Source organism: Bacillus sp. FJAT-44742 (genome assembly GCF_002797315.1).
GTDB classification, from domain to species: Bacteria; Bacillota; Bacilli; order Bacillales; family Marinococcaceae; genus Thalassorhabdus; species Thalassorhabdus alkalitolerans.
Window position 1 is genome coordinate 3,123,358 of sequence record NZ_KZ454936.1, and the last position, 11,943, is coordinate 3,135,300.

The 11,943-nt window shown below is 45.4% G+C and carries 9 protein-coding genes; all 9 read right to left on the reverse strand.

Annotation, left to right across the window (positions count from 1 at the left end):
* Positions 1–6: 6 nt before the first annotated feature.
* Positions 7–828 carry a hypothetical protein gene (locus CEF17_RS15420; RefSeq protein WP_100400313.1) on the reverse strand — a complete coding sequence of 274 codons (822 nt, stop codon included), beginning with the start codon at positions 826–828 and terminating at the stop codon, positions 7–9.
* A gap of 208 nt (positions 829–1,036) precedes the next feature.
* On the reverse strand, positions 1,037–2,422 hold the full coding sequence (locus CEF17_RS15425) for a cell wall-binding repeat-containing protein (protein ID WP_198508991.1): 1,386 nt from the start codon (positions 2,420–2,422) through the stop codon (positions 1,037–1,039).
* Positions 2,423–2,668: 246 nt separating this feature from the next.
* Entirely contained in the window at positions 2,669–4,615 is a 1,947-nt protein-coding gene (locus CEF17_RS15435; protein WP_100400316.1) for an N-acetylmuramoyl-L-alanine amidase, read from the reverse strand.
* 402 nt (positions 4,616–5,017) lie between these two features.
* Positions 5,018–6,325 (reverse strand): acetyl-CoA hydrolase/transferase family protein, encoded by a 1,308-nt coding sequence (locus CEF17_RS15440; RefSeq protein WP_100400317.1) that lies wholly within the window; start codon positions 6,323–6,325, stop codon positions 5,018–5,020.
* 119 nt (positions 6,326–6,444) lie between these two features.
* Complete coding sequence (locus CEF17_RS15445; protein ID WP_100400318.1) at positions 6,445–7,620, reverse strand: acetyl-CoA C-acetyltransferase; 1,176 nt, start codon at positions 7,618–7,620, stop codon at positions 6,445–6,447.
* Between the two features lie 20 nt (positions 7,621–7,640).
* Positions 7,641–8,426, reverse strand: a complete 786-nt coding sequence (locus CEF17_RS15450; RefSeq protein ID WP_100400319.1) for an enoyl-CoA hydratase-related protein — start codon at positions 8,424–8,426, stop codon at positions 7,641–7,643.
* A 12-nt stretch (positions 8,427–8,438) separates the two neighbouring features.
* Entirely contained in the window at positions 8,439–9,287 is an 849-nt protein-coding gene (locus CEF17_RS15455) for a 3-hydroxybutyryl-CoA dehydrogenase (protein ID WP_100400320.1), read from the reverse strand.
* A gap of 27 nt (positions 9,288–9,314) precedes the next feature.
* A complete protein-coding gene (locus CEF17_RS15460) occupies positions 9,315–10,694 on the reverse strand; it encodes a solute carrier family 23 protein (protein WP_100400321.1) in 1,380 nt (459 codons plus the stop codon).
* 469 nt (positions 10,695–11,163) lie between these two features.
* Complete coding sequence (locus tag CEF17_RS15465; RefSeq protein ID WP_100400322.1) at positions 11,164–11,934, reverse strand: helix-turn-helix domain-containing protein; 771 nt, start codon at positions 11,932–11,934, stop codon at positions 11,164–11,166.
* Positions 11,935–11,943: the final 9 nt, after the last annotated feature.

Below are 11,943 nucleotides of genomic sequence, written 5' to 3' on the forward strand. Positions count from 1 at the left end.
CGTCTCTTAGGGACGGTCTTTCTTGTTGGTCATGTAAAATAGAAAAGACAGGCCAGCAGCTAATAGAGCTCCAGCTCCCAAGAGCTCCAATGACTCTTCATACACTCGGTCCATAAACCAAAACTCCACTAAGTGATTTCCTCGCTCAGCGAACTCCGCATTGGTTTGTTCATAAAGCTCTCTGGCTCCTTCATTTAAATGAAAAAGAGGACGGACGATGAATTGCCCTGCAAAGGTATACAGGTCATTAAACTCCGTTACTGATCGGAAAGCGCTTCCTGCCCAGGAAGAAAAGACAGCCAGTCCGTAACAAAAAAAGCCGAGAAGAAAATACCCCTTTGTTGCTTTGACAGGCCAATAGACCCTTCGGTACCTAATGATGGCGTACAATGGAATAAGAGCCACTAAAGCAAAATAACTTAGTTCGAATATTGTTCCTATGTAGCCGTAGCTGCTTTCCCCTGTTATCTCTTCAATATCATTACGGATAATATGACGTACATCCCCCGCATCTTCCATTAGCATCAGGATAATTCCCGCACCAAGCAAAAGCCAAAAAGAAAGGATTTCTTTCTCTCCCTTCCTATAAGCTATTCCGGCAATGAAAGCATAGGTAAGAATACATAGCCCAAGCATAGGCCACTGAAGCACTTCTACTGGAACCAAAAACCAGTGAAACCAAAAATACGGGAAGTCACGATATTCAATCACAAGGTCCCTTACGCCAAATAGATTCCATACATCAATTAGGAAGATGAGAATAAAAGATAATGTTAACAAAGCTATAACAAATATGACTGGTAAATGAGACAGCTTTTTATTATTCATTGCTTACTCCTTCTTTTTTTTGCACTTATTAAATTGTATCATCATTTGTACCTTTGAGATAAAAGGTATAGAGAAAAAAAGTCTGCTTTCCATTCCATCTCACTCCGCCTTGTAATTATATCCTCTATATTGACCCTGTAGCGGGCATCCAATAAAAAAAGCTGCCTGGCACCTAATGCCTGACAGCTTCCTGCAAATACTTTCCTGATTACTGAGTGACTCTCGTTGCCCCCACAAGTGCATCCTCCCAGTAAGGAGTAAAGCCAGTATAATCTACACCTAACGTAACCGTGGCATGAAAGAGTTTATCTTCATCTACGTAGATGGCAACGTGGTTAATGACACCATTACCCCCTGTATCGAAAAACACCAAGTCCCCTTTTTGAAGATCATTGGTCGATACTTCTTCTCCGGCATTGATTTGATTCCTTGATACTCTCGGGATATCTACACCATTTTCAGCAAACACTCGCTGAGTGAAGGAAGAACAGTCAAATTTATCTGTGCGGTGCGGGGAGGCGCCAAATTCATACTCCGCCCCTATGTACTTCTCCCCTGTTGCAATGACATCGTCAATAAATTCACTGTGAGTATTTTCACTGGTTCCTTTGTAAATACCTTCGTCAGTAAATGATTGTGCTGCTTCATCACTAACTGCTGCTGGTCCGCCTAAAATAATAGGCTGTTTGTCAGATTCACTCACATAATCAAGTGTAGAAGAACGGGGCGACTCGTGGTGGGACAAGACTACCGGCGCGTTCAACTGGTTCGCCAACCCTGCTGCCGCTACAGCATCCGGGTAATCTTCCTTGCTGCTATTTACCGAGGTTCCCCGGACAATAATATTATGGGTCCCCTGTAAATTAGCTGCATTTGCCGCTTCCACACTCGTAGCAAAGCGATTATCACCTTGAATTCTACGAACTTCCTTCCCATCATTTTGCAGCTCTGATTCCACTGCTTCACTTACTGCACTTGGTCCGCCAAAGATAATGACCTCATTGACTGAGTCTGGAAGGTTCACCGAAAGTGAGTCCGGTCTAGTTAAATATATCGGTCTTTCCTGATTAGCAGCCATCCCGGAAGCACTTAACGCGTCAGCTGCTACTTCCCCGCTCACAAGAATGGCCGTGCTTTTGCCGCTGTATCCAGCTTCTTCATTAACAGCTTCAGCTGTGCTATAACGATTATCTCCAGCGACACGGGTCACTGCCAGGCCTTCAGCTGTTAAAGTATTTTCTACTTCCGGCTGAATCGCCTGATCTCCCCCTAATAGATACACTGTGTGTGTTCCTAAACGATCTAGTTCTTCAAGAATCCCATCATCCAACGTTTCACTGTTTGTAAGAAGAATGGGGGCTCCTGTCTTGGCTACAAGACTTGCTGAAGCCAACGCATCTGCAGGATGATCAGCACGAGCCAGGACCACATGCCCGCTGGAATTCCACCCGTATTTGGAAATTTCTATGGCCGTTTCAATACGGTTATCTCCATGAATTCGATCCACTGCTTTGACGTCTGCTGGAGACAGTGAAAAAGCGATCAGACCAAAGAGTAAAGCTATGAATGTACCAAACTTAAAATCTTCCTTCATGTTTCTCTCCTTCTCCTGGTAAAACGAACGATCACTTACCATGAAATCAATAGTTTCGATCCAATTATGTATAAATAGACAAAAAAGGACGTTCTTTTACCCATCCTACGCGAAGTTCAAACCACTTTTTAGACTTGTATTCAACAAATTTTTTTGTTAGCAAGGAAACAAGCAAGAGAGGAAACTTTTTTCTTGTATATAAAAAAGGGACAAGGTGATCGTTCACCTTATCCCTTTCTTCTATTCTCACTCACTATAAAAGCGTTCTAATCCTCTTACGATAGCGTCTGCTGCCCGCTCACGGTATGTATTCGAACGAAGCTTTTCTGCATCATCTGGATGATCTGTAAAAGCAAGTTCAGCAAGCGCTGCAGGCATGGTGGTATTGCGAAGAACAGAGAAACGGGCGTCCTTGACTCCTCTGTCATTTGTCTCAAGGGCTGCCAGCATTTCTTCTTGAATGGCTTCAGCAAGCCTTTCACCATCTTCACTTCCTGGATAATGATAGGTTTCTGTTCCTTGAGCTTCCGAATTAAAGGCATTTGTATGGATACTTACAAATGAACTTGCATCTGCATTGTTTGCAATCGTTGCCCGGTCTTGTAAGGACACGTATACATCTGTTGTTCTTGTCATAATGACATTCGCCCCGGCACTTTCCAGCTTCTCTTGGACTCGAAGACCCACATCAAGAGCAATTTCCTTCTCCTGAAGTCCGTTTGCCTCCGCTCCCGGGTCCCTGCCTCCGTGACCGGGATCAATAGCAATCGTCTGACCGTGAAGCACCTCTGAAGAAGTGTTTAAGGACACGTACGTCATACTGACATAACCGATATCACCGTTATAGTCAATTTTAGCCCAATTGCCGTCAATTTCATAGATGTCCAGTGAAGTGCCGTTTGATAGGCCGCCTATGATGCTTGAAGAACCACTCGGCTGGCTGCGGACATTTAAACTGTTTTGAACCCCGCTCACCGTTCCCGTTGCTTCATACGTGGGTTCACTGATCGACACATAGGTCATGCTCACATAGCCCACATCTCCACCAAAGTCGATTTTCGCCCAGCTTCCATCCTCTTCATAAATATCTATCTCGGTTCCGTTGGGCAATCCCCCTAAGATACTTGATGAAGTACTCGGCTGACTGCGAACGTTCAAGCTGCTTTGCACCCCTGTAATGATCCCTGTCTGCGTAATTTCTCCAGGTGAAGACGGCGAGGTTTCAGACAATGCCTCCACGGCAGAATCACTCACCGCGGCAGGACCGCCAAGTACAAGGTTTTGATTGCCACTGTTCTGGACGTAGTGAAGTGTTTCATTTCTCGGGGAGTCGTGATGGGTGAGGATGACCGAAGCATTTAACCTGTTGGCTAATCCTGCAGATGCGACAGCATCTGGATAATCCTCTGTATCGCTTCGTACTGATGTCCCACGGACAACAATGTTATGGTTCCCTGCCAGGTTTGCACGCTCGGCAGCTGCCACACTTGTCTGGTAGCGATTGTCTCCCTGAATGCGCTCCACCTGTCTTCCTTCATTGACCAGCTGATTTTCTACTGACTCACTAATGGCGCTGGGACCACCAAAGATTATAACATTGGATACGGATGAAGGAAGATCGACAGGCATTGATGTTGCTCTGCTTAAGTAAATGGGATAGCCTTCATTGGCAGCCATGCCAGAAGCACTTAAGGCATCTGCAGCAACTTCTCCGCTCACAAGGATCGCTGTACTTTCATTTATGTATCCCGCTTCCCGGTTCACTTGCTCTGCGGTTTGGTACCGGTTATCTCCTTCTACCCTTGTCACTTGCAGCCCCTCATAAGTAAGGGCCCCTTCCACATCATGACTTATCGCATGAGGACCACCGAGTATGTATACATGACTTGCACCGAGCCTATGTATTTCGTTAATTACCTGCAGATCTATACTGCTGCTATCTGTTAATAGAATCGGCGCCTCTGTAGTCGACAACAGACTTGCTGATGCAAGAGCGTCTGCCGGGTGGTCCGCTCGTGCGAGGACCACGTGATCACTTGAATTCCAACCGTACTGTGAAATTTCAATAGCTGTCTCTATTCGATTATCACCAGCGATTCTCTCCGCAGCTTCAGCAGACTGAGATGAAAAGCTGAAAATGAATAAGAGAGCTACAGAAAAGATAAGAAAAGCTTGTAACCTCTTATTAATCATTACGTCCCCCTTTATAAACTAGTAAATTGAGCCTTTTGGCAGAAAACTCCACTAAAAGTGACAAATTTAGTCATATTTTCACTATAATGAAATACTTCAACGAATAAAAGACCTAATTTCAATCTAGTCACTTTCTGCCATGGTTTTCCCAATAAACTAGAGAGAAGGAGACGACTTTCTATTATTTTAGCCTTATGTTGAACTGACAGTTTAGAATGGATACAACAATATTCCTAGTCCTACACTCAGGAAGAGCATTCGACTTTTTTTCAATTTCCTTTTCATCCCCCATTTCTTGATCTACCCTTTCCTAACATCCTACTTTTTTTCATCCAGTTAATTCAACATAAAAAAGCAAAGAAGCGGTTCGCCCGCCACTTTACTTTTTCTACTAGCACCTTTTTAGTTAGATACAAGAGTGTTCTTCGGAAGAAGGCCCATTTCTGCCGCTTGAAGTTCCAGCTCTTCCCTGAATTTTGGGTGAGCAATATCAATTAAGGCTCTCGTTCTTTCACGAACTGTCTTGCCTTTTAACTGTGCCACACCGTACTCAGTCACAATGGTGTCTACATCGTTTTTGGAGGTGGTGGTCACTGCTCCTGTAGCTAAGGCAGGGACGATTTTAGAGATTGTATCATTCTTGGCAGTGGAATATAAACAGATAATCCCCCGGCCTTGCTCGGTTAAACGGACACCTTTAGCAAAGTCTGCCTGCCCTCCGGAAGAAGAATAGTACTTTCCTTTGACTGTTTCAGAGTTACATTGCCCTAGGAAATCTACTTCCACGGTCGTATTGATGGAAACAAGATTAGTAAACTTTGAGATGCTACGGACATCGTTTGTCTGGTCGCAAGGGATAAAATAAAGGTCTTCATTTTCATGCATGAAGTCGTACAAGCGCTTGGAACCAAACGCAAAGGTCATGGTCGTCTTTCCCTTGTATAATGGCTTGTTTACATTCGTGACAGCTCCTGATTCATAAAGGTCCACTATTTTGTCTGGAAGCATTTCTGTGTACACCCCAAGATCCTTATGATCCTTCAAAAAGTCCATGACGGCGTTTGGCATCGCGCCAAATCCGATTTGCAGTGTATCTCCGTCATTAATGATGTCAGCGATATATTTTCCGATCTGCTGGTCCTTGTCACTTAAAGGAGGGTTCGGAGCCTCCGGGAGCTCTTTGGTGTTTTCTATGAGAGCCGTTACCTGGCTGATATGGATCTGGTTCTTGATTCCATAGGTTCTTGGCATTCTCTCATTAACCTCAAGAATAATTTGCTTAGCATCCTCAACGAGGGGAGCGGTATAGGCAGGGCTTACTCCGAGAGAAAAGTAGCCGTCCTCATCCATAGGAGAGACTGCCGCCATAATGACTCTTTCCTCGGTTGCTTCCCTGACTAAATCCGGGATATCGGAAAAATGATTAGGGAGCAGATCAACTTTCCCCTCATGATAACCGGGGCGGTCCATCCCGCTTAGAAACAAGGATACCTGCTTTAACCTGTCCTCTTCTATATCCAACACAGGGTAGCTTGGAAGCATGCGATAGAGGCTGTTGCCTTTCAGCCCTTCATGAGAAGGCAAGGCTTCAAGGAGTGCCGGCGGTTCCCCGGCCATGACCGGAACGACGATTCCTGTTTGAGGCTGTATCATTTGTACTGCCTCTTCAGCTGTTCGTTTCTTCATCTCGTAATCTGCTTTAAAATTCATTTCTATCCCTCCACTCAGTTTTTCTTCTAGTTGTTCTGCCTGCGATCGCTGACTCGTTGATCAGCTTTTCCTAGCAATTGTTCCTTTGCTTTGGCCCCAGTGATGACCATCATCAAGCCTTACAAGCTTTCAAGAATCACTGCGATTCCTTGTCCGCCTCCGATGCAAAGGGAAGCGACTCCGTATTTTGCTTTCCTGTTTCTAAGCTCAAGGGCCAGGGAGTACAGCACTCTCGTTCCGCTGGCTCCCACAGGGTGACCCAGGGCGATAGCGCCGCCGTTTACATTGGTTTTCTCACGGTTTAACCCGAGTTCTTTTTCTACCGCTACATATTGAGAAGCAAAGGCTTCGTTCACTTCAACGAGGTCCATGTCTTCAATGGAAAGAGAAGCTCTTTCTAGCGCTTTTCTGATGGCAGGCACCGGACCGATCCCCATAATGTCTGGCTCAACACCTGCCACAGACCAGGAAACAATCCGGGCCAGCGGCTTTTCCTGCCTCTGATTCACATAATCTTCGCCTGCTAAGATAACAGCCGCTGCTCCGTCATTTATCCCGCTGGCGTTTCCTGCTGTTACCGTTCCTTCTGCCTGAAATGCAGGCTTTAACCCTTCTAGATTATCCAGGGTAAGGTCTTTTCTAATGTGTTCATCCAACTCAATCATTTTCGTTCCTTTTTTACTTTTCAGCTCCACCGGAGTAATTTCTTGGGTAAACACTCCCTCAATCGCTTTTGCTGCCCGCTGGTGACTAAGGTAAGCGTATTCATCCTGCTCATTTCTAGTAATCTCGTATTTCTTTGCCAGATTCTCGGCCGTGATCCCCATGCCGCACCCACAGTACTCATCGGTTAATGTCTCCCAGAGCATATCGTCCATCTGGGGACTTTTCAGGCCGGTGCCAAAACGGCTTTTTCGAAGAGCATACGGTGACATGCTCATATTTTCCGTTCCGCCGGCAAGACCTACGCGACCCTCATCAAGGGTTAATGATTGGGCCACAGAAATGACTGATTGAAGGCCGGATCCGCATAAACGATTGACAGTTAGGGCTGGTGAAGTAATGGGAACTCCCGTATGAAGGGCAATATGGCGGCTCAGATAAGCGGCATTCTTTTCAGAGGGAATGACGTTTCCGATCACGGAAATGTCCACCTCTTCTGCTGTAACTCCGCTTCGTCTGACAGCTTCTTTGGCAGCCGTGACCCCTAACGTGAGAGGTCCTGTATTCTTCAAGCTTCCCCCAAATGAACCAAAGGGAGTCCGCGCTCCTTCTAGTAAAAAAACGTCCTTCATTGTACCCTCTCCTTCTGCATTTATTTCTCTGTATAGGCCGGCTTTCGTTTATTCAAAAAGGCATCCATGCCTTCCTTTTGATCTTCTGTTGAGAACATATTTGCAAATACTTCGACTTCATAAGAAATGGCTCTGTCTATATCCATGTTTGCCCCTTCATTTACCAGCTGCTTTGTTCTCTGGACACCTAAAGGAGAGCGGCTAATGATGGATCTTGCCAGGTCTCTTGCTTTTTCATGCATTTCCTCCTGAGAGTCAAGGACATGGTTCACAAGCCCGATTTCATACGCGCGCTGTGCTGTAATCATCTCTCCTCCCAGGAGAAGCTCTTTGGCAATCGCGGGTCCGACTAATCTTGGCAGCCGCTGAGATCCTCCAAAGCCAGCGACAATCCCTAAGTTCACTTCCGGCTGTCCAAACTTCGCATTTGCGCTTGCCACTCTCATATCGCAGGCCAGAGCTAATTCGCAACCGCCGCCAAGAGCAAATCCATTTACCGCTGCAATGACCGGCTGCTTTAACTTCTCAATCTTTGACATTAACCGGTTGCCCTTTTCCGAGAAGTCTCTGGCTTCCAGTGCGTATTTCCCTTTCATCTCCCCAATGTCCGCGCCTGCGACAAAGGCCTTCTCTCCTGAACCGGTAAGAATAACGACGTGCACATCAGAACGGGCAGACAAGTCGTCAAAGACCTCTGTAAGCTCCTCGATGACCTCTGAACTTAATGCGTTCAGTACCTTCGGCCGGTTAATGGTGACAGTAGCAATCTTTTCTTCCACGTTCATTTCTATATTTTGATAGCTCATTTTCATCCTCCTTTAATAGCTAAAGAATCCTCGTCCTGTTTTTCGTCCAAGCCAGCCGGCATTTACGTATTTGTAAAGGAGCGGGCATGGACGGTACTTAGAATCTCCAAATCCGTCATGAAGCACTTCCATAATAGATAAACACGTATCCAGCCCGATCAAATCAGCTAACGCAAGGGGGCCGAGGGGGTGATTCGCTCCTAATTTCATAACCTTGTCCACATCCTCCGGGCTGGCCACCCCTTCATACACACAGTAGATGGCTTCGTTGATCATGGGAACAAGAATACGATTGGCCGCAAATCCAGGGTAATCACTTATATCAACAGGCTCTTTTCCCAGCTCTTCTGCCAATGCCCTGACTTCCGTAAATGTATGGTCATCTGTTGTGAGTCCCCTGATCACTTCCACCAGCTTCATGACTGGCACCGGGTTAAAGAAGTGCATCCCTATGACCTTTTCCGGCCTGCCAGTCACTGCTGCCAGCTCAGTAATAGAAATCGATGACGTGTTTGTTGCCAGGATCGTTTCTTTTCCTGTCAAACGGTCAAGATCCTGAAAAATTTTCTTCTTAATTTCCGTATTCTCTGAAGCGGCTTCAATGACTATGTCTGCATCTTCCGCTTCTTGAAGATTGATAGAAGGATTGATTCTTGCTAAGATGTCTTCTTTATCTCCCTCTGTGATTCTTTCTTTTTCAACTTCTTTTCCCAATGCTTTCCCGATTCTTTCTTTCCCGCGTTCGACCAATTCTTCTTTTACATCATGCAATGTCACTTGTTTTCCCTGTTTCGCTGACACCTGGGCGATTCCTGCCCCCATTTGGCCTGCTCCAATGATTGCTACGTTTTCGATTGGCATGATTCTTTCCACTCCTTTATTCAACGGCTAGCTAATTTTCTTTTCTTCAGCTTCTTCGTCTGTCTCTTCACTCTTAGATTTCTTGAATAAGCTTGTCTTTTCGACAAGGAGGTACAACGCAATCCCTACGAGCAACCCGAATTCCGCACCATGGATGGCCAATACGACGGCCATGACACCAGCGACACCCCGCTCTGTGGTCGTATGGACCTGCTCAATTCCGACACTGATACAAACGTACCCAGTAATGATTAACGTCAGAGCCAGAGCAATCGGAAGGACAGGCTGGAACATAGTGACCAGCGGCAGAATGAATAAGGCAATGAAACCTGCAATCCAGAAGGTTCCCATTCCGCTGTGAATCGACTCCATCGCTTTGCGGCCATGCTTGTAACGTTCGGTCACGGTAGCCTGCACCGGCGTCCAAAGTGGACCGGCAAGTCCCGGATACGGTGCAAAGAAGGAATGAATCAAGTTTCTAAGAGCCGTCACCAAGTGAGTGCGGTCAATTCCTGTATCAATCCACTCGTCTTTTCTTACTTTGTTCGCTCTTTCTAACAGCGTGTTACCGACAATAATGTCACCAAAGGCAATAATATAAGCAATTAATGCTGTTGGGATTGCCAGGAGGAATACATCTATTCCCGGGAAACCAACTACAAATGGAAGGTAGCCCCACATTTCTGCAAATGCTGGCTGTGTAATACCCCACTCAATGTTTGGAACCGGATATTCACTGACCATCCAGCCGATAACCATAGCAATAATCATTGCCGGCACTAACCCGTAATTAGCAATTTTGGCTGCAAGTTTATGTTTTTTAACCAGATCTTTGAACGATAAAGAGAAGAGAATGTATATGGCAATCAAACTTCCAATAATTAAGGAAAATGGCGTAGAAACCAATCTGCCGCCCGCTTCAATCTCCCCAATAATGGCTGCAAGCCCGGCTCCAATTAATATCCCTGCTTTCAAGGAATTTGGGACGACGGCTACCAGTTTTCCACCGAGCTTTGTGACACCAAGGATGAAGAAAATTAAGAACACGGTAAATTGGAGAGCAAACAGCCCTTGTATCGCTTCAGGACCTGGTTCAAAGTTCCCTAAATAAATGACCACAACCGGAATCGCTGCCGTGATCCACCCCGGAACCATAGCGACCCCCAGCAGGGAAGGAAGCATAAACCCAAGCCCTCCGATAAATACGTACGCTAAGGCTACTTCGTAAGGCAATCCCAAATGCTGTTGAAGAAGCGGGATCATCCCTAAACTGACAACGAACATAATAAGTGCCTGGACAAACTCAGCGGATTCCCAACGATAGTGAACAAAAGGCAATCTGATTTTAAAAGGGCCAAATTTCCAAAACGGCTGCTCCTGCCCTTCCTTACGCTTATACAATTGCATATAATCCCTCCCCCTTCTTTTAAAAAAATGTAATAGCTGGCTGTAAAACTTTTCCCTTTATAACAATTTAAGCGCTTACATCACCCTCCAAAAAAATAAGACTGAAATATCTTCTATTCCAATCTTAAAAAAATTCTAACTACTTATGTTTTAATATTTTTCTTAATCTACTTTTACATTTTTGCTATTCTTGCAAATTAATAGGCTTTGTTACATTTTGCTGTTGATTTTCATTAAAAGACGCTCGCTTGCCCTAAAGGTACAAGTGCGACATCCATTCATGCTTCACTTCATTCGCATTCATGGTGTCTTCTATCCCTCGGGCATTGCCTCAGCTTCCTCGGAAAAACCACCCTGCGGGATCTTCGGCTAATGCTATTCCCGAAGGCGTCTCGCGCTTTTATCTACAATCAAATGACTTTTAAAAAATCAGCATGCCCTGTTACCGAAGCCCTGTCCCCCCACACCGTTATTTAGCAAAATTGCCAAATAGATTTCTGTACTCCCTCGGTGTCACTCCTTCTATCCGTTTAAAGGTCGTAGCAAAGTAAGCCGCACTGGAGAAGCCAGTGTTATTAGCGATGACTTCGATTGGCAGGGACGTCATCTTCAAAAAGCCCTTCGATTTCTCAATGCGGTATTGATTTAAATACTCGATGAAATTGACACCTGTTTCCTCTTTAAACATCCGGCTGAAATGAGACGGGCTTAAGTACACAAGGTTTGTGACTTCCTTTAAGGTTAACGGCTCCTGATAATTCAGGTGAATGTATTTCATCGCCGTAGCTATCGGATTGGCCCGATCAGGGTAAAAGTCATTTTCTTCTTCTGTCTTCTCCTGCCTGACATAGTCGTTCGCTTCTCTGACGAGACCTTTTATTAACAGGCGGTCAAGGATCTGGAGGGTTTCGCTTTTTGTGACGGGCTTAAGCAAATAACCGGAGAACCCGGCATTAATCGCTTCATGGACAGGCTCAAACATTTGAAGCTGAGAAAGCAGGACAATGGGTAGGTTAGGATAATGACGCAGCACCTTTTTCCCCAGTTCGATCCCATCTCCATCCGGCAAGGAAAGCTCCAGAAACAAAACGATGGGTTCTCTCTGCTTGATAAGCTCAAACCCTTTTTCAAAGGAGTCTTCTTCCACAAAAGAAAGGTAGCTGTAGGAGCTTTGCTTAAACACTTCTTTGATCGAGTGTCTTGCTTCCACATCGTCATCAATTAGAATAATTTCAGCCATTTCTGCCTC

What these genes read in the sequence shown, in the direction of transcription:
- CEF17_RS15425 (WP_198508991.1), bottom strand. Translation starts at nt 2,422, where the DNA reads ATGAAGGAAGATTTTAAGTTTGGTACATTCATAGCTTTACTCTTTGGT.
- CEF17_RS15420 (WP_100400313.1), bottom strand. Translation starts at nt 828, where the DNA reads ATGAATAATAAAAAGCTGTCTCATTTACCAGTCATATTTGTTATAGCT.
- CEF17_RS15465 (WP_100400322.1), bottom strand. Translation starts at nt 11,934, where the DNA reads ATGGCTGAAATTATTCTAATTGATGACGATGTGGAAGCAAGACACTCG.
- CEF17_RS15445 (WP_100400318.1), bottom strand. Translation starts at nt 7,620, where the DNA reads ATGAAGGACGTTTTTTTACTAGAAGGAGCGCGGACTCCCTTTGGTTCA.
- CEF17_RS15440 (WP_100400317.1), bottom strand. Translation starts at nt 6,325, where the DNA reads ATGAATTTTAAAGCAGATTACGAGATGAAGAAACGAACAGCTGAAGAG.
- CEF17_RS15460 (WP_100400321.1), bottom strand. Translation starts at nt 10,694, where the DNA reads ATGCAATTGTATAAGCGTAAGGAAGGGCAGGAGCAGCCGTTTTGGAAA.
- CEF17_RS15435 (WP_100400316.1), bottom strand. Translation starts at nt 4,615, where the DNA reads ATGATTAATAAGAGGTTACAAGCTTTTCTTATCTTTTCTGTAGCTCTC.
- CEF17_RS15455 (WP_100400320.1), bottom strand. Translation starts at nt 9,287, where the DNA reads ATGCCAATCGAAAACGTAGCAATCATTGGAGCAGGCCAAATGGGGGCA.
- CEF17_RS15450 (WP_100400319.1), bottom strand. Translation starts at nt 8,426, where the DNA reads ATGAGCTATCAAAATATAGAAATGAACGTGGAAGAAAAGATTGCTACT.